Below are 16,926 nucleotides of genomic sequence, written 5' to 3' on the forward strand. Positions count from 1 at the left end.
CTGCCATGCGTGAACGAGGAGTTGCATTGACATGACGTGCTGGTACGAAGGCCCCCTGGCCGCCTTCGACACAGAGACGACGGGCGTGGACGTGGAGTCGGACCGGATTGTTTCGGCCGCGATCGTCGTGCAGGACGCGGCGGGTTCCCGGCCCCGGGTGACGCGCTGGCTGGTGAACCCCGGGGTGCCGGTGCCGGCCGGTGCGACCGAGGTGCACGGTCTGACGGACGACCATCTGCAGCGCAACGGCCGGTGGCCGGCGCCGGTGATGGAGGAGATAGGCCGCGAGCTGGCGGAGCAGGCCGCGGCGGGCCGGCCGCTGGTGGTGATGAACGCCCCCTTCGACCTGACGCTCCTGGACCGCGAGTTGAAGCGCCATCGGGCGTCGTCGCTCACCCGCTACCTGGAGAGCCGCTCGCTGTGCGTCCTCGACCCGCGGGTCCTGGACAAGCACCTGGACCGCTATCGCAAGGGCCGTCGCACGCTGACGGATCTCTGCGCGCACTATGAGGTGGAGCTGGCGGAGGCGCACGACGCCGCGGCGGACGCGCAGGCGGCGCTCGACGTGGTCCGCGCGGTGGGCCGCCGCTTCGCGACCCGTCTCGACCGGCTCTCGGCGGCCGAGCTGCACACGCTGCAGGCGGTCTGGCACGCGGCCCAGGCCCGTGGCCTGCAGGCCTGGTTCGCCCGCTCCGGCACCCCGGAGCACGTGGACCCGGCCTGGCCGCTGCGCCCGGAACTCCCGGCGGCCGCCTAACGAAAAACCGGCCCGCCGTGACGGCGGACCGGTTGTTTCCGGGTGGGCGATACTGGGTTCGAACCAGTGACCTCTTCGGTGTGAACGAAGCGCTCTCCCACTGAGCTAATCGCCCGGGAACGGGTTGAACAATACAGGTCGCGACGGGGTGTGTTCAAACCGGTTGGAGGAAGGCCGCCAGGCCCCGTCGGCCGCCGCGCATCATCCACGCGTGGTTGGCGACGAACACCGGCCTGCCGGGCAGTGCGAGCAGCCTCATCAGCGGTTTGCGGACCTCGACCTCCTGGTCGTAGACGGCGTGCGTGCCGCCGCCGGGGAGCACGCCCACCGTCCACCGCGCCCACCCGTCGAGGTCCCCGGTCATCAGGATCTCCAGGACCCCGGCGGCCGGGTCGCGGCGCTTCTCGCGCGCCGTGACCGTGAGCTCGTACGGGAGGAACGACCGGAACACGGCGACGCCGCTGAACTCGTCCAGCGGCGTCACCGAGCGCACCTGGGGCCACCACGCCGGGTACTCCTCGGCCCGCTCCAGCGCCGCGTACACGGCGGCCGGCGGTGCGGGCAGGTCCCAGACGCTGCGGAAGCGGTAATGGCTCCAGGCGCGCATCCTCATGACCCGAGTCTGACCGGGTCAGGGCATCTTGTCGCCGACCAACGCCAGGTTCTCGATGGCCGCGAGTCCGTACAGGGCGGTGTCGTTCGTGTAGACCCAGTTGGCCTCGGTGCCGGCGACCAGGGTGACCGGGCCGCCGACCTTCTCGGTCTTCCACGGCGAGGACTCGGTGTAGCCGTCGCTCTTGTAGAACTTCTCCCAGGCCCGCGCGGCGAGCTTCGCGTCACCGGTCCGCACCGCGGCGTACGCGTCGAGTCGCGAGTGGCCCTGGAAGAGGAGCAGGGAACCGAAGTTGGAGCCGTAGCGCGCCGCCTGTTCCGTCTTGGTCGCGTTGAAGTAGCGGCAGTAGTCGTAGTACGCCTCCTCGAACTTCGGCATGTCGACGAGGTCGATGAGTTCGGCGCACAGTTCGTTGAGACCGAAGACCGCCGACAGGTGCGAAACGCCGACGACCGGTTCCTCGGCGATGGCGAACTTGCCGGTGTCGAGGTCGTAGAGGCCGCTGCCCTGCACGAACCCGTTGGGCTGCGCGGCGATGGTCTCCATGGTCGACAGGACCCTGTCCCTGGCCTTCTCCCACTTCGGGCCGCGCCGCTCCCACTCGGTGAGCCAGGCCGAGACGAGTCCGCTCCAGTCGGTGCCGAAGCCGATGGACAGGGCGTTGCGGTCGGGCACGTAGTCGGTGTCCGTGCGGACCTTGCGCAGCGGGTCGAGGACGAGGAACGTCTCGTCGGAGTCGACGTTGGCGTGCATGAGGTCGCCGACGCGCTCGTCGCCGGTGAGGAAGTAGTAGTAGCGGCGGTACGTGGTGTTGGCGATGCGCTGCTGCTTCGCGGAGTCGGCGTAGTGCTGGACGCCGTGCCGGGTGCCGAGCCCGGCCCACTTGCCGAGGTGGTAGACGTCGACCTCGCCGGTGTGCCGGGTCATGGCCTCGGCGAACCGGAAGACGTCGGCGCGGCCCGAGCGCAGGTACGCGAACCACAGCCACAGGTCGGGCGAGAGCTCGGAGTTGTCCCAGGCGTAGCCGCCGACGTCGTAGCGCCACTGGTGGCGCACCGGGTCGTAGGAGTGCATGACGTCGCCGTAGTCCCAGAAGCCGTACCACCGGCGCATCTCCACCTGGTCCTTGTAATAGGTGAAGAGGAAGTCGAGGTGGTCCTCGATCTTGGCCTTGGCGGGCGTGGAGCGGTCCGGCTCGGAGTAGAGGCCGGGGCCGAAGACGCCGGCCTTGATGAGCTGCTTGGGCGGCGCGGTCAGCTGAGGCAGCACGCGGACGGCCTCGACCTGCTGCGCGAGCGTCTCCGGCTTCGGCGTCGCGTCGTTCGCCCAGAACATCAGCTCGCTGGTGCGCGCGATCCCGTACGGGGTGCCGAACTCGGGCTCGTAGTCCTCGTACGTGATGTTGAGGCCTTCGAGCTGTTCGGCGAACGTGTCCTGGCCCATGCCGTCGTGGTAGAAGCGCAGGTCCATGGGCTGCGCCTCCGGGGACCAGAGCCACAGGGTGACCTCGGCCTCGTCGGTGTGCGCGGCGCGGATGTCCAGGCCGCTGGGGTGCTTCTCCCAGAAGTCGCGAAGCCCGAAGGAGAGTCCGCCGCTCGGTCCGCCGACGTAGCCGAAGCCGCTCGCCCGGCGGCCGCCGCCCGCGCCGATCCAGCCGTGCCCCTTCTTCGTCCGCTTGCGCAGCGTGAAGCCGTCGGCGGACAGCTGGGAGAGGGTGTAGTCGCCCCACTCGGGGATGTACTGGAGGCGGGTCGTGACGCGCTGGTCCCAGGTGGCCGGGTCGGGCAGCTTCTCCCCCGCGAACTGGGCGGCCTGCACCGCCGCCCCGGGGTCGCGGCGCAGCCCGGTGATGCCCTTGACGGCCTCCCGGATCATGCCGGTGTCCTCGCCGCCGATCCGGATGTGCCGGTCGTACGCGGCGTCCCGCATCGGCACGGTGAAGCGCACGCCGAGCCCGCGGATGAAGTCGCCCGACGCCTTGCCGGGTTCCTGGGTGCCGTCGTACGTGATGGTGTGCACCATGCGGAACGACTCGGCGCCCGCGTAGAAGTAGAACCGGATGGAGAAGGGGAGCCAGCTGCGGTTCCCCTTGCGGTGCTTGCCGTCGATGCGGACGACGGCGCGCACGGGCCCGTCCTGCTCGACCTCGGTCTCCTCGATGACGCTCTCGAACCGCTCGTACTTCGCGGTCCCCTGGTCGCCGTCCTCGATCTCGCCCTGGCGCAGCAGTACGAGCCGGCCGTTCTTGGCGATCTCGGTGGAGCCGCGGCGGACGGTCTTGACCAGGCTCGATCCATTGGTGCCGAGCTTGGCGACGATGACGCCGGTGTCGACGGTGACGGTGCCGCCGCCGGTCGAGACGCTCACCTTCTTGTCGGGTGCGGCGGCGCTGCCCGCGGTCAGCGTGAGTTTGCCGGTCCCGGCACCGGGACCCACCGCGTGCGCGGTCCACTTCAGGGAGCCGTCGGGCCACTGCGCGAGCGGCCAGGTCTGGACGGGGACCTGCTTGCCGTCGGCGTCGGCGAGGGCGAACTCCTGGCCCTTCTCGTACGCGCCCCTCGGCCAGGGCACGCCGGCGGTGGAGCCGGGGGCGGCGCCGAGCCCGCCGTCCTCCAGCCAGCTCAGGGTGACCGGCGTGGCCTCGGCGCTCTCGGCGCCCGGCGCGGCCTGCGCCTCCTTGCCGCCGATGGCCCAGCTGAACTGGGCGGCGGCGCCGGCGATCGCGGCGGCCTTGAGGAGGGATCTGCGGGGAAGTCCAGCGGGAACCGGGGACATCTTCGTTCCTTTCCGAGCATGCCAAAGGTGCTGTGGGAGAGGGGAGTTGACGTTCGAAAGAGATGAGAGGAGCGGGAGGTGAGAGAAGCGGGAGGCGTGAGCGGGGCTCAGCGGCCGGGCCGCCCGCGCTCCTCCACGGCCACGGCGGCCGCGGCGAGGATGCCGAGCACCGGCACGGCGAGCGGGGCGAGGAACTCTGCGCTGAGGATCACGATCGCGAGCCCGCAGACGAGGAGCAGGGATCCGGCGGGGGCGCGGAGCGCACGCCGGGCGGCGTCCGCGAGCAGCGCCCGCCAGACCGCGCCCGGGGTCCAGACGGCGGCGGCCCGCAGCACGGTCACGGCCGCGCCGATCAGCGCGAAGATGCCGACGGCCGCGGCGACCCGGCCGCCGGGCAGCCCGGCCCGCGCCAGCTGCAGGTCGAGCCAGACGGCGACGAAGGCACCGAGCCCGGCGAGTCCGACGAGCCAGCCGTGCCGCGCCGCGCTCCGCAGGTCGGTGGCGAACTCCCGTACGCCGCCCGCCTCTTGACGCAGATGGCGGCGCAGGTGCCGGGCCCCCGCCGCGAACGCGGCCGGAGCGGTGACGACCGGCACGGACGCGACGGCGATCCACACCCCGGTCAGCAGGCACTCGGCGAAGACCCCGAAGCCGATCCGCCGCCGCGACTCGGTCACCGGCGCGGCGCTCCTCACTTGAGCCCCGAGGTGGCCATGCCGTCGATCAGATAGCGCTGGAAGGCCATGAAGAAGGCGATGACGGGGATGAGCGCGACCATCGCCATGGCGATCTGACCGCCGTAGTCGGAGATGCCCTGCTGGTCGCGGAACATCATCAGGCCGAGCGACACGGTGTACTTGGAGGGCTCGTTGAGGTAGATCAGCGGGCCCATGAAGTCGTTCCAGGCGTTGATGAACGTGAAGATGGCGCTGGTGATGAGGGCGGGCCGGGTGAGCGGCAGCACGATCGACCAGTAGGTGCGCAGGTGCCCGCACCCGTCGAGCTTGGCGGCCTCGTCGAGCTCGCGCGGCAGACCGCGCATGAACTGCACCATCAGGAAGACGAAGAACGCCTCCGTCGCGAGGAACTTGCCCGCGAGCAGCGGGACGTAGGTGTTGATGAGCTCCAGCTTCTGGAACATCACGTACTGCGGGATGAGGAGCACGTGGTACGGCAGCAGCAGCGTGCCGATCATCAGCGCGAAGAGCAGGTTGCGGCCGCGGAAGGAGATCTTCGCGAAGGCGTACGCGGTCAGCGAGCTCGAGATGACGACACCGACGACGGCCATTCCCGCGTAGAAGAGGGAGTTGAGGAAGAAGGTGCCGATGGAGATGCCGGCGATGCCGTCGGCCAGGCCCTTGAGGTTGTCCAGGACGGGTTCGGCCGGGAACAGGTCGAGGGACCCGACGATCGCCTTGCCCGGCTTGAAGGCGGCGCCGATCACCCAGACGACCGGGTAGAGGACGACGCAGAGCACGGCGAGGGCGAAGACGTGCCAGACGATGGATCCGGTGCGCTTGCGCGGCTGGACGGCGGTGCGCACCTGCTCGGTCACGGTGGTCACTTGGCGCCCTCCTCGTAGTGCACCCACTTCTTCTGGGACCAGAACAGGACGGCGGTGACCAGGGCCACGGCGAGCAGCAGCATCCAGGCCATCGCCGAGGCGAAGCCCATCTGGGACTGCTGGAAGCCCTTCTGGTAGAGGTAACAGGTGTAGACGAGCGTGGCGTCGGCCGGTCCGCAGAAGGTGTTGGAGACGACGTACGCCGAGCCGAAGATCTGGAACGAGTGGATCGACTCCAGCAGGACGTTGAAGAAGAGCACCGGCGAGATCATCGGCAGGGTGATGTTCCAGAACCGGCGCAGCGGTCCGGCCCCGTCGACGGCGGCGGCCTCGTACAGCTCGCGCGGCACCTGCTTGAGTCCCGCCAGGAAGATGACCATCGGGGCGCCGAACTGCCAGACGGTGAGCGCCACGAGGGAGTAGATGATCAGGTCCGGGTCGCCGATCCAGCCGCCCAGGTTCAGGCCGATGGCACCGAGTCCCTTGTCGACGACGGCGTTGTCGGAGAAGATCGCCCGCCAGACGAAGCCGACCGAGACGCTGGCGCCGATCAGCGACGGCGCGTAGAACGCGGCCCGGTACAGGCCCTGGCCCCGGCGGCTCTGGTTGAGCAGCAGCGCGACCCCGAGGGCGAGCAGCAGCTTCAGCGGTGTGCCGATGACCACGTACTTGAGCGTGACCTGCACCGACTTCTGCCAGCGCGGATCCTCGAACATGGCCGTGAAGTTGTCGAAGCCGATCCACTGCGGCGGCGCGAACAGGTTGTAGTTCGTGAACGCGTAGTAGAGCGACGCGATCATCGGCCCCGCCGTGAGCAGCAGGAACCCCGCGAGCCACGGCGACAGGAACAGATAGCCGGAGAGGTTCTCGCGCCGCCCGCGCCGCTTGTGTGCGGCGGGGCGGACGGAGGACTCGCCGGCCAAGGATGGGGCGCCGGTGGCGTCCTTGACGAGCGACATGGTGCTGTTTCCCCTCGGAAACGTCGGGGGCGTCAGCCCTGGAAGGCTGCCTCGGCCTCGCTGAAGAACTGCTTCACGGCGGCCGGCACCTTCTGCTTGGCGTTGGCGACGTCGCCCGCGATGCGCAGGAAGGCGGCCTCGACGACGTCGGCGCCGGACGGGTGCGGGGTGATCTTGCCGAGCACGCCGGCCTTGTCGACCTCGGTCTCGTAGGCGCCGATGCCCTTGTTGGCCTCGGCGACGGCCTTGTCGGTCTCGCCCTCCGGCTTGTAGGCGTCGAACTGGTCCTGGGTGGCGAGGACGCCCATGTCGTAGCCCAGGATCTTGCCGACCTCGGGGTCGTGGACCATGAAGTCGATGAACTTGGCGGCCTGCGCCTGGGCCTTGCACTTGGTGGAGATCGACAGCATCAGCGAGCCGAGGTACTGGCCGGTGTCCTTGCCGTCGGTGGTGGGGATCGGCGCGAGCCCGTAGTCGGAGTCGCCCTCGCCCTCGTAGCGCACCGAGAAGTTGTCCCAGGTGAATTCGCCCGCGGCCAGTCCGGCGGAGAGCCCGGACTTCGGCTTGACCTGCTCGATCTTCTTCGGGTCGGTGACGAGTCCGGACTTCACGCGCTTGTAGTAGTCGGACCACCACTGCGTCAGGTCGTCCTCGGTGAAACCGAGTTCGGTGTCGGTGAAGAACGCCTTGCCGTTCTGACGGAGATACAGGTCGTACAGGTACATGATGCCGGCGTAACCCGTGTCGCCCGAGATCTTGAGCTTGTCCTGGATGGTCTGGAGGGACGTGAAGTAGTCGTCCCAGGTCCAGCCGAACTTCGGCGCCACGCCCGCCTTGGCGAACGCCTTCTTGTCGATGACGAGGGCCATGGTGTTGGCGCCGACCGGCACCGCGACCTGCTTGCCGCCGGCGACCTGGCCGGCCGCCTCGACGCCGCCGCGGAAGTTCTTCAGCCGCAGATTGCCCGCGTCGATCTGCGACTTGAGGTCGAGCAGGACACCCCGCTTGTCGTACTTGGCAAGGAACGCCACGGAGTTGAGGAAAACGTCCGGCGGATTGCCGCCCGAGGCCTGCGTCTGGAACTTCTCCCAGAACGCCTGGTAATCGGTGAATTCGGGCTTGATCTTGATCTTCGGGTTCTTCTTCTCGAAGAGGGCGATCGCCTTCTTGATTTTCACGGCGCGCGGTTCGCCGCCCCACCAGGCGAACCGCAGGGTCGCCGGACCGTCCGCGTCCGTCCCGCCTGACCCACCGTCACCACCGCACCCGGCCGCCGTCAGTCCGAGTGCCGCGACCGACGCCCCGGTGACCTTCAGCAGGCCACGCCGGTCAAGATCCTTGTTGCTAGGCACAGTTCGCCCCTCCACCTGCGCATTGAATCGTTTTAGGAAAGCGCTTGCCGGGCAAAGGTAGAGAGGAGCTGGGAGGACGTCAACGGTTCGGGCAATATTTGGGTCGAAGCGCTTCGAACGAGCTGCGCGTCACGGGTCTGAACCGTTACACAGGAACGCAAAACGCCGAGGGCCCCGGAGACTCGATGTCTCCGGGGCCCTCGGTTCCGGGTGGGCGATACTGGGTTCGAACCAGTGACCTCTTCGGTGTGAACGAAGCGCTCTCCCACTGAGCTAATCGCCCGGGCGCAGGAAGAACATTACCCCATGTCAGGGGGTGCCTGGGACCACCCTGCGCCGCCCTCCGTCACTGCTTGATGTTCCACGGCATCTCGAGCCCGAACTTCCATACGTAGACCCCGACGAGCACGGCGATGATCACCAGACCGACCGTCGTCAGGATGATGTTCCGCCGCCGCACCCGCGGATCGAGCGCGCGCTGCGTGGCCTCCGTGACCTTGCGCTTCGTCCAGCGCAGGACGAGCTGCGCCCAGACGAACTCGGTCGCCCAGATCGCCATGCCGCCGAAGATCACCAGCCAGCCGGGACCCGGCAGCGGCAGCATGATGATGCCCGCGACCACGACCGCGAGCCCCACAATGAAGACGCCCACCTGCCAGCTCAGGTGCAGCGCCCTGCGCTCCTGGATGAACCCCGGCGCCCGCGAGCCGAGCGGCTTCGCCCCCGAGTCGGACGCGGTGTCCTCGCCATCGGCGACCGCATCGGCCGCCCCATCACTCCCCGTATTCATGGGCCCAAACCTACCGGACTGATTCTCGTCACCGGAATGGCCGTTCCCCCTCAAGAAAGACTCGGCCGTACGAGCTACGTAAAGGCGCTCAAAACACTCAGAGGGGTTTACAACGGCACCGTAGGTGGCATGTCGATTTCGCCGACGTGCGAATCCCCGAGCGCACACTGAGCGAAAGGCCCTGGCGCTTATGAACACCACGGTCAGCTGCGAGCTGCACCTGCGCCTCGTTGTGTCGAGCGAGTCCTCACTGCCTGTACCCGCAGGACTGCGGTATGACACGGCCGATCCGTATGCCGTGCACGCCACCTTCCACACCGGAGCCGAGGAGACGGTCGAGTGGGTTTTCGCCCGCGATCTCCTCGCCGAAGGCCTTCACCGGCCGACCGGCACCGGCGACGTCCGAGTCTGGCCGTCCCGCAGCCACGGTCAGGGCGTCGTCTGCATCGCCCTGAGCTCCCCGGAGGGCGAGGCTCTGCTCGAGGCCCCGGCGCGGGCCCTGGAGTCGTTCCTCAAGCGGACGGACGCCGCCGTGCCACCCGGCACGGAGCACCGTCATTTCGATCTCGACCAGGAGCTCTCGCACATCCTCGCGGAAAGCTAGCCCGCGCAGGCGCCCGCGCCGGTCCCCAGCCGGCGTCAGGCGGTGTGAGAACTCGCCGTGCCGTCCACTCGGGGAGACGGTCCGGATCAGCACAGGCACGACAACCGCATAGGGCAGACGGCGGCGCCGTCACCGTGGGACTCTCCCGTGGTGGCGGCGCCGGTGCGTTCCCGGGACTCCCCCGTGACGTGCAACCGCTAGGCTCGGCCAGCATCGGCGGGCGCAGGCCCGACCCCCCAGGCCAGGGAGCGAATCGTGCTGATCACCCACGACACCCGGTGCGCGCTGGACACCGTGGTCGATCTGGTGAACACCTCGCCGGACGAGGAGGCCGGCACGGCCGACCGCCTCGCCACCGTGGCGGCGCTGGAAGACTTCGTACGAAAGAACGAAATCAGCGATGTGGGCGTCCTCGGGGCTCCCGACCTCGCCGCGGTGGTCGCGGTGCGTGACCGGTTCGCGGAGGTGTTCGCGGCGCCGGATCCGCACGCCGCGGCGGCGTTGATCAACGAACTGGTGGCCGCGGCCGGGACCACGCCCCGGCTGACGGACCACGACGGCTACGACTGGCACGTGCACTACTTCGCCCCGGGCGCGTCCGTCGCGGACCACCTGGCGGCCGACTGCGGGATGGCCCTGGCGTTCTTCGTCGTCGCCGGGGAGCAGGAGCGGCTGCGGCGCTGCGACGCCCCGGACTGCCGGCATGCGTTCGTGGACCTGTCGCGCAACCGCTCGCGCCGCTACTGCGACAGCCGGACGTGCGGCAACCGGCTGCACGTCGCGGCCTACCGGGCGCGCCGCAAGGAGGCCGCGGGCTGACCGCGCGTCCCGGGCCGCTCACAGCAGCAGGAGGTCGTGCAGCGCGGCCATCATGAGCAGACAGCCGATCACCGCCAGGAAGATCATCAGCGGTGGCTGGGAGAGCGCGAAGAGGCAGCCGCGCTGTCGGTCGGGGGTCGTCGGGGCGGGCGGTGGGGGCGCCTGGCCCTTCTCTGCGTCCAGCTGGTCGTCCAGCCGCGGTGTGTCCAGCATCTCGCCGCGATGATGTCGCAGGTTGCGACCGCGACGCGCCCAACACGCCCGTTCGGGTGGGGAGTTCGCCGGATCTCGTGACCCCCGGCACGGTCATCTGCGCGAAAAGTCCAGCGTCTGTCGTACGTGCGTCCATGGGCGGGGCCCGTGCGGCGGGCACAGACTCGGCGGGTCCGGCGCGCAGGTCGCGCGATTCGCGTACGAGGGAGTGTCCGATGCCGCACGAGCATGTCGAACTGCCGTCCCGCAGACGGATGTTGGGAGCTGGTCTCGGCGCCGCCGCGGGAATCACGGCGTTCGGCGCAGGATCCGCCACCGCCGACGCCCGGGGGTGGCGGCGCGTCGCGCACCGCGGGATCCGGCCCGACGACCCGGACGGCCGGGGCGCGCTGGCCAATCCGCGGCGCGGATTCCGCTACGAGATGTCGTACAACGCCGTTGACCTGACCAGCCCTTGGCCCAACGAGGCCGACCACTCCCCCGACGCCGCGCGCACCCTGGAGACCCTGGAGCGGGAGTACGGTCCGGGCGCGAACCTGACCCAGCTGTACTTCTACCTCTGGGAGTTCGCGACGACGGACATCCCGCAGAGCGCGCTCGACAACATCGAGAGCGTCTTCCGGGGGCTGCGCGCGAAGGGGTACGCGGCGGTGCTGCGGTTCGCGTACGACGACGGGGTGCGCGAGGGCCGGCGCTACACGGTGCAGGACATCCAGCGCCACATACGGCAGTTGGCGCCGCTCGTCGCGCGCAACAGCGACGTCGTCGCCGTGTGGCAGGCCGGCTTCCTGGGCGCCTGGGGCGAGTGGCACGGCAGCCACTACCAGCACGAGAACTACCCGGACGCCGTCACGGCCATCATGACCTCGCTCGTCGCGGCGCTGCCGCCGGGCATCCACACCCAGGTGCGGTACGCGGAGAAGCGGGACATGATCACCGACCGGTCGATCCTCGACCGCGTCGGCTTCCACAACGACTACATCACGCTCGGCGAGGGCCTGTGGGACTACTACGTCCCCGAGAACCCGGGCTGGCAGCGGTACCTGGAGGTCTCCGGGGCCCGTGCCATGGACGGCGAGATGCCCTGGGACAAGGGGCAGAGCGCCGATCCGTACGCCTGGAGCACCGTCATCCCGGGACTCGCCGCGGCCCGGCGGCTGCAGACGCTGCGCTGGGACAGCCTGTCGATCGTGCACAACGCGACGGTGACCGTGCCCGGCTGGAAGGCCGCGGAGGTCCGTGAGCAGGAGGTGCGGGACGCGCTGCTGCCGGTGTCGGACGGCTACTTCAGGGACCGGCGGGGGCGGGCGGTCGCCCGGACGCACTTCGAGTACCTGCGGGACCACCTCGGCTACCGGATCGAGGTGCGGGAGGCACGGACCGCGGTGCGGGGCGACCGGGTGGACGTCGAGGTGGACGTGGTGAACCGGGGCTTCGCGGCCCCCAAGCACACCAGGCCCGTCCGGCTCGTGCTGCTCGACGCCGGGGACTCCGTCGTCGCCCAGGCCGACACCGGCGCCGACTGGCGGTCCTGGCAGCCGCAGGGGCGGGCCGAGACGGACGACGCCCACACGGGCCCGGCGACGTACACGGTGCGCGGGTCGCTGGCCCGGCGCGGCGGAGCGGTCCGGGTGGGGCTGGCGCTGCCCGATCCGGCGTTCCCGGCCCGCGGACGGGCCGTGCGGTGCGCGAACGCGAGCGTGCGCTGGGCGAACGGCGTGAACGTGCTCGCCACCGTCTGACCGGGGGCGCCCCCACCGGAGCGCCGCAGTCAGATGCCGTGCTTCTTCAGGATCGCCTCGATGTCGCTGAAGTCGTCGCCCGTGCCGGCCTTCGGCTTCGGCTGCGCGGGCTGCGCGACGGGGGCGGTGCGGGTGCCCTGGCCGAGCGAGGGGGCCGACGCGGCGGGGGCCACGGCCTCGCGCTGCGCGGCCTTCGCCGCCCTGCGCTCCTTGCGGGTGCCGCCGGAGCGGCGCTCGACGGCGCGGGTCCCCATGAACATCAGCCAGGCCGCGCCGAGCACCCCGAACCCGGCCCACGCGGTCGGACTGAACGCGGTGTCCACGACCCACTCGACCGCGCCGGTCATCACCAGGCCCAGCGGGACGAGGGAGTAGGCGGCGAGGCGGGCGGCCGCGAGGAACCGCTTGCGGTACGCGGTGACCGCGGCGATGCCCAGGCCCGCCACGGACACGGCGGAGCAGACGGTCTCGGCAATCATCCGGTCCTCCTGGGCTCTGGCGTCGGCCGGCCCGGCGGGTCGGCCGATCTGTTCGGCATCGGGGCGCTTCGCCCCTTCCATCCTGCACCGTCCCGGGGCCATGAGGCCACGGGCCCGACGGACCTCAGGGACATCTCGGGGTCGTCCCTCCTCCGCAGGTCCAGGTTGGGGCGTCGCGACCGGCCTGGGAGACTGACGCCATGAACGCCCCGAACCCGGCCCCCGTCCTCGACGTGTGGTGCGAGCTGCAGTGCCCCGACTGCCACACGGCCCTGGACGACATCCGCGCCCTGCGCGAGCGCTACGCCGACCGCATCGAGATCCGGCTGCGCCACTTCCCGCTCGAGAAGCACAAGCACTCCTTCGCGGGCGCCCAGGCCGCCGAGGAGGCGTTCGTCCAGGGGAAGGGGTGGCCCTACGTGGCCGCCGTGCTCGACCGGGTCGACGCCTTCGACCGCAAGGGCGAGCCGCTCCTCGTCGAGGTGGCGAAGGAACTCGGCCTGGACGCCGAGGAGTTCGACACCGCGCTGATCGACGGCCGGCACATCCTGATCGTCGACGCCGACCAGGCGGAGGGCAAGGCGATCGGCGTGACCGGCACGCCGACGTACGTCATCGGGGGCGAGCGCCTCGACGGCGGCAAGAGCCAGGACGGGCTGCGCGAGCGCATCGAGGAGATCGCGGACCGGCTCCTCGCCGAGGCCGCCGGGGACGACCGGGCCTGACGCTCAGAGCAGCTGCTTGTACAGGTGGTACTGGGTCGGCTCGTAGCCGAGCGACTCGTACAGCCGCAGGGCGGGCGTGTTGCCCGCGAAGACATTGAGGCCGATCCGGGTGGCGCCCGCGGCGATCGCGTCGGCCTCCGCGTACAGCATCAGGGAGCGCCCGTGGCCCCGCCCGCGGTGGTCGGGGGCGACCTCCACGTCGTAGATGTACGCGCCGTCGGGGCGCTGGGCCACCCACAGCGTGCCGACGGTCACGCCCCGCTGCTCCAGGACGCTGAGCAGGACGTCCGGTGTCGCGACACCGTCGGGCAGCAGCGCGGCGTGGTCGCGCTCGGACTTCTCCCTGGCCTCTTCGGGCGTCGCGCCCCGGTCGATGACGGTGCGCTCGTACTGCTGCTTCTCGTGCGCCAGCCACGGCGCGTACTCGGCGTCGGTCATCCGCCGCCCGACGCTGCCCTCGGGAAGGGCCGGCGGGCGGTCGGGCAGGGCCTTCGCCATGTTCCGGTTGCGCTCCACGTAGCCGAGTGCGCCCGCCAGCCGCAGCAGGGCCTGCTGCGGTGCGGGGACGGAGGCCTCGAGCCGGCGGCAGTTCCAGCCGCGGGCCACCTCCTCGGCGGCGAGCGCGGCGACCGTGCCGCGGCCGCGTCCCCGGTCCGGCTCGTCGATGCGCAGATCGAGGATCTGGGCGACGGACGGGCCGAAGACCGGGTGGGTGGCGAGGTGGAGCGTGCCGACGGGGCGGCTGTTCACACACACCGCGTAGTGACGCGAGCGCGCCCCGTCAGGGGTTCGCTGGAGCGGCTCGGTCGGCCGCAGGGTCGTGGTCATCACGGGTGTTCTACCCGCCCGCGCCCTCCGGGCGACAGGGGTTTTCGAACGGCTTACGGGTCCAGGTCGTCCGCGGCCCGCTCGTCCCACACCAGCATCGCCTTGGCCGTGACCGGACCGGGCGCGTCCGCGAGATCCCGGTCGTCGACGCGGTGCACGGCCTGGACGTCGCGCAGCGTCGACGTCAGGAACACCTCGTCGGCCTCCGCGAGGACGGACAGCGGCAGATCGCTCTCCTTGGCGCCGGTCCACTCGACGGCGAGGGCGCGCGTGATGCCCGCGAGGCAGCCGGAGGCGACCGGCGGGGTGTGGATCTCGCCGTCCAGGACGACGAAGACGTTCGACCCGGTGCCCTCGCACAGCTGCCCGACCGTGTTCGCGAACAGGGCTTCGGACGCGCCGAGTTCATGGGCGCGGGCGAGCGCGACGACGTTCTCCGCGTACGAGGTGGTCTTCAGGCCGGTGAGCGCGCCGCGCTCGTTCCGCGTCCAGGGAACGGTGATCACGGAGGTGGTGTCGGGGCGCCGCTTGGTCTCGCCGAGCGCGACGACGAGCGTGGTGCCCTGGTCGCCGCGGTCCGAGCCGAGCGGCGAGAGGCCGCCGGTGTAGGTGATGCGGAGCCGGCCGAGCGGCATCGGGTTGGCCTCCAGGACGGCGGCGCAGGCCCGGCGCACCTCGTCGAGGTCCGGCTCGGGCAGGCCGAGGCCGCGCGCCGAGCGGGCGAGCCGGTCCAGGTGGCGGGTGAGCGCGAACGGCCGGCCGTCGACCGCCTTCAGGGTCTCGAAGATGCCGTCGCCCACGGTCAGCCCGTGGTCGAAGACGGAGACCCGTGCCGTCTCCGTGTCCTGCAGTCCGCCGTCGAGCCAGATCTTCACGCGCGTTCCTCCACATTGCCTTCGTACGTGCCTGACGCTACCCCGAGCAGCCGGGACGCCTTCAGCTCGGTCTCCCGCCACTCCCCCTCGGGGTCGGAACCCCAGGTGATCCCGGCCCCGGTGCCGAAGCGCAGCATCCCCTCGGCCCGGTCGATCCAGAACGTACGGATGCCGACGGCCAGTTCACCGGTGCCGCGGTCGGCGTCGACCCAGCCGATGCCGCCGCAGTACGGGCCGCGGGGCGCGGTCTCCAGCTCGTCGATGATGCGCAGCGCGCTGGACTTGGGGGCGCCGGTGACGGAGCCGGGCGGGAACGTGGCGTCGAGCAGGTCGGGCCAGCCGGCTCCCGCGCGCAGTTCGCCGCGCACGGTCGACACGAGGTGCACAAGGCCGGGGTGCTTCTCGACGACGCACAGGTCGGGGACGGTCACGGTCCCGGTGGCGCAGACGCGGCCCAGGTCGTTGCGGACCAAGTCCACGATCATGACGTTCTCGGCGTAGTCCTTCTCCAGGAGGTCGGCCTCGGTGCGGCCGGTGCCCTTGATCGGCCCGGACTCGACGACGCGCCCCGTGCGGCGCAGGAACAGCTCGGGCGAGGCCGTCGCGATCTCCACGCCGTGGCCGGGGAGGCGGACGGTGCCCGCGTACGGCGCCGGGTTCCCGCGCGCGAGGAGAGCGGTGAGGGCGTCGACGTCGGTGGCCGACGGGGATATCGGCGCGGACAGGACGCGGCAGAGGTTCGCCTGGTAGACCTCGCCGGTCGCGATGCGCTCCCGTATCCGGCGCACGCCCGCCGTGTACGCGGCGTGGTCGAGCGACGACGTCCAGTCCGTCGGCGCGGGTCCGCGCCAGGCACCCGGGCGCGGGGCGGGCACCGGTTCCCTGCGCACGTTGCCGAAGCGGGCGCAGACCAGCCGCCCCTCGAAGTCGGCGGAGACGGCCCAGAAGCCGCTGGAGTCCAGGGCCGCGGGGTCGTCGGTCACGTCGCGGAGGTCGGTCGCGAGGAGATCGCCGAATCGGGCGAGCGGGGAGAAGGAGAGGGAGCCGTGCACGGTTTCGAGTCTATGGCGGGTGACCGGACGGTGACCTGGGGTGGAGCCGCGGCGGTCGGTTCGGTGGTCGGTTCGGTGGTGGCACCGCAGCACGCTGCGCAAACGCGTTTTGGACCTCCCCCAGGAATCCGCTAGAGTTCAACACGTCGCCGGGACGCGGAAGCGAAACGGAAAGACACGCGAACGTAGCTCAGTTGGTAGAGCGCAACCTTGCCAAGGTTGAGGTCGCCGGTTCGAACCCGGTCGTTCGCTCAGGATGTGGGGGATCTTCCCGAACCCCTACGCTCCTGGTGGAGTGGCCGAGAGGCGAGGCAACGGCCTGCAAAGCCGTCTACACGGGTTCAAATCCCGTCTCCACCTCCATGCGCGATTAGCTCAGCGGGAGAGCGCTTCCCTGACACGGAAGAGGTCACTGGTTCAATCCCAGTATCGCGCACTGGATCTTCGGACTCCGGTTCGTATCTGATCCGTCCCGCGCGATTAGCTCAGCGGGAGAGCGCTTCCCTGACACGGAAGAGGTCACTGGTTCAATCCCAGTATCGCGCACGCAGCACCACGCAGTACCGAGCAAGACCCCCTGCGGAGCCTGATAGAGTCTGGCCCGTCCCGCGCGATTAGCTCAGCGGGAGAGCGCTTCCCTGACACGGAAGAGGTCACTGGTTCAATCCCAGTATCGCGCACCGCCAAGAAGCCCCCGGTCCTTCCGACCGGGGGCTTCTTCGTGTTCAGGCGAAGGACGGCTCAGGAGGAGAAGAGCATCCGGCCGAAGCCCTTGTTGT

At 70.4% G+C, this 16,926-nt stretch carries 17 protein-coding genes and 7 tRNA genes; 10 read left to right on the plus strand and 14 right to left on the minus strand.

The genetic code is table 11. The features are described 5' to 3' along the window. The first annotated feature begins 31 nt into the window (after positions 1 to 31). Positions 32 to 757, plus strand: coding sequence for a 3'-5' exonuclease (locus M4J07_RS20405; protein WP_255973945.1), 726 nt, complete (start codon positions 32 to 34; stop codon positions 755 to 757). A 43-nt stretch (positions 758 to 800) separates the two neighbouring features. On the opposite strand, the gene M4J07_RS20410 is transcribed toward M4J07_RS20405, so the two are convergent. From M4J07_RS20410 to M4J07_RS20450, 9 genes are all read right to left on the minus strand, one after another. Then, positions 801 to 872: transfer RNA gene (locus M4J07_RS20410), tRNA-Val, on the minus strand. 39 nt (positions 873 to 911) lie between these two features. Further along, complete coding sequence (locus M4J07_RS20415; RefSeq protein ID WP_255973947.1) at positions 912 to 1,370, minus strand: SRPBCC family protein; 459 nt, start codon at positions 1,368 to 1,370, stop codon at positions 912 to 914. A gap of 18 nt (positions 1,371 to 1,388) precedes the next feature. Then, positions 1,389 to 4,145: an exo-rhamnogalacturonan lyase family protein gene (locus M4J07_RS20420; RefSeq protein ID WP_255973949.1), complete on the minus strand. Its 2,757-nt coding sequence runs from the start codon at positions 4,143 to 4,145 to the stop codon at positions 1,389 to 1,391. Between the two features lie 107 nt (positions 4,146 to 4,252). Next, complete coding sequence (locus M4J07_RS20425; protein WP_255973951.1) at positions 4,253 to 4,822, minus strand: hypothetical protein; 570 nt, start codon at positions 4,820 to 4,822, stop codon at positions 4,253 to 4,255. A 14-nt stretch (positions 4,823 to 4,836) separates the two neighbouring features. Then, positions 4,837 to 5,709: a carbohydrate ABC transporter permease gene (locus tag M4J07_RS20430; protein ID WP_255973953.1), complete on the minus strand. Its 873-nt coding sequence runs from the start codon at positions 5,707 to 5,709 to the stop codon at positions 4,837 to 4,839. Then, on the minus strand, positions 5,706 to 6,668 hold the full coding sequence (locus M4J07_RS20435) for a carbohydrate ABC transporter permease (RefSeq protein WP_255973955.1): 963 nt from the start codon (positions 6,666 to 6,668) through the stop codon (positions 5,706 to 5,708). The genes M4J07_RS20430 and M4J07_RS20435 overlap by 4 nt, the downstream gene beginning before the upstream one ends. 32 nt (positions 6,669 to 6,700) lie before the next feature. Beyond that, the gene (locus M4J07_RS20440; protein ID WP_255973957.1) at positions 6,701 to 8,020 is read right to left on the minus strand and encodes an ABC transporter substrate-binding protein; all 1,320 of its coding nucleotides are present in this window, start codon (positions 8,018 to 8,020) and stop codon (positions 6,701 to 6,703) included. A 211-nt stretch (positions 8,021 to 8,231) separates the two neighbouring features. Then, a tRNA-Val gene (locus M4J07_RS20445) sits at positions 8,232 to 8,303 on the minus strand. Positions 8,304 to 8,366: 63 nt separating this feature from the next. After that, the gene (locus tag M4J07_RS20450; RefSeq protein ID WP_255973959.1) at positions 8,367 to 8,810 is read right to left on the minus strand and encodes a TIGR02611 family protein; all 444 of its coding nucleotides are present in this window, start codon (positions 8,808 to 8,810) and stop codon (positions 8,367 to 8,369) included. Between the two features lie 190 nt (positions 8,811 to 9,000). Here M4J07_RS20450 and M4J07_RS20455 point away from each other — a divergent pair, with 190 nt between their 5' ends. Continuing rightward, positions 9,001 to 9,414: an SsgA family sporulation/cell division regulator gene (locus M4J07_RS20455; RefSeq protein ID WP_004002642.1), complete on the plus strand. Its 414-nt coding sequence runs from the start codon at positions 9,001 to 9,003 to the stop codon at positions 9,412 to 9,414. 255 nt (positions 9,415 to 9,669) lie between these two features. Continuing rightward, positions 9,670 to 10,233 carry a CGNR zinc finger domain-containing protein gene (locus M4J07_RS20460; protein WP_255973961.1) on the plus strand — a complete coding sequence of 188 codons (564 nt, stop codon included), beginning with the start codon at positions 9,670 to 9,672 and terminating at the stop codon, positions 10,231 to 10,233. A gap of 18 nt (positions 10,234 to 10,251) precedes the next feature. Here the strand turns inward: M4J07_RS20460 and M4J07_RS20465 are convergent, their stop codons facing one another. Further along, positions 10,252 to 10,446: a hypothetical protein gene (locus tag M4J07_RS20465; protein ID WP_255973963.1), complete on the minus strand. Its 195-nt coding sequence runs from the start codon at positions 10,444 to 10,446 to the stop codon at positions 10,252 to 10,254. Between the two features lie 215 nt (positions 10,447 to 10,661). Between M4J07_RS20465 and M4J07_RS20470 the strand changes: the two genes are divergently transcribed. Beyond that, positions 10,662 to 12,188, plus strand: a complete 1,527-nt coding sequence (locus M4J07_RS20470; RefSeq protein WP_255973965.1) for a DUF4874 domain-containing protein — start codon at positions 10,662 to 10,664, stop codon at positions 12,186 to 12,188. A gap of 29 nt (positions 12,189 to 12,217) precedes the next feature. On the opposite strand, the gene M4J07_RS20475 is transcribed toward M4J07_RS20470, so the two are convergent. Next, positions 12,218 to 12,667 (minus strand): hypothetical protein, encoded by a 450-nt coding sequence (locus tag M4J07_RS20475; protein ID WP_255973967.1) that lies wholly within the window; start codon positions 12,665 to 12,667, stop codon positions 12,218 to 12,220. A gap of 200 nt (positions 12,668 to 12,867) precedes the next feature. Here M4J07_RS20475 and M4J07_RS20480 point away from each other — a divergent pair, with 200 nt between their 5' ends. Further along, a complete protein-coding gene (locus tag M4J07_RS20480; RefSeq protein WP_255973969.1) occupies positions 12,868 to 13,392 on the plus strand; it encodes a DsbA family protein in 525 nt (174 codons plus the stop codon). A 3-nt stretch (positions 13,393 to 13,395) separates the two neighbouring features. Here M4J07_RS20480 and M4J07_RS20485 read toward each other — a convergent pair whose 3' ends face one another. From M4J07_RS20485 to M4J07_RS20495, 3 genes are read right to left on the minus strand one after another with little or no spacing between them, the layout of a single operon-like run. After that, on the minus strand, positions 13,396 to 14,220 hold the full coding sequence (locus tag M4J07_RS20485) for a GNAT family N-acetyltransferase (protein ID WP_255973971.1): 825 nt from the start codon (positions 14,218 to 14,220) through the stop codon (positions 13,396 to 13,398). Between the two features lie 53 nt (positions 14,221 to 14,273). Beyond that, the gene (locus M4J07_RS20490; RefSeq protein WP_255973973.1) at positions 14,274 to 15,095 is read right to left on the minus strand and encodes an aminotransferase class IV; all 822 of its coding nucleotides are present in this window, start codon (positions 15,093 to 15,095) and stop codon (positions 14,274 to 14,276) included. Beyond that, positions 15,092 to 16,147: a chorismate-binding protein gene (locus M4J07_RS20495; protein WP_255973975.1), complete on the minus strand. Its 1,056-nt coding sequence runs from the start codon at positions 16,145 to 16,147 to the stop codon at positions 15,092 to 15,094. Before M4J07_RS20495 ends, M4J07_RS20490 begins: the two co-directional genes overlap by 4 nt. 179 nt (positions 16,148 to 16,326) lie before the next feature. Here M4J07_RS20495 and M4J07_RS20500 point away from each other — a divergent pair. From M4J07_RS20500 to M4J07_RS20520, 5 genes are all read left to right on the plus strand, one after another. Then, positions 16,327 to 16,399, plus strand: a tRNA-Gly gene (locus M4J07_RS20500). Positions 16,400 to 16,436: 37 nt separating this feature from the next. Further along, positions 16,437 to 16,510: transfer RNA gene (locus M4J07_RS20505), tRNA-Cys, on the plus strand. Between the two features lies 1 nt (position 16,511). Beyond that, positions 16,512 to 16,583, plus strand: a tRNA-Val gene (locus tag M4J07_RS20510). 38 nt (positions 16,584 to 16,621) lie between these two features. After that, positions 16,622 to 16,693 (plus strand) — tRNA-Val (locus M4J07_RS20515). A gap of 62 nt (positions 16,694 to 16,755) precedes the next feature. Further along, a tRNA-Val gene (locus M4J07_RS20520) sits at positions 16,756 to 16,827 on the plus strand. The last annotated feature ends 99 nt before the right edge of the window (positions 16,828 to 16,926 follow it).

Source organism: Streptomyces longispororuber, assembly GCF_024448165.1.
In the GTDB taxonomy this organism is placed as follows: Bacteria; Actinomycetota; Actinomycetes; order Streptomycetales; family Streptomycetaceae; genus Streptomyces; species Streptomyces longispororuber_A.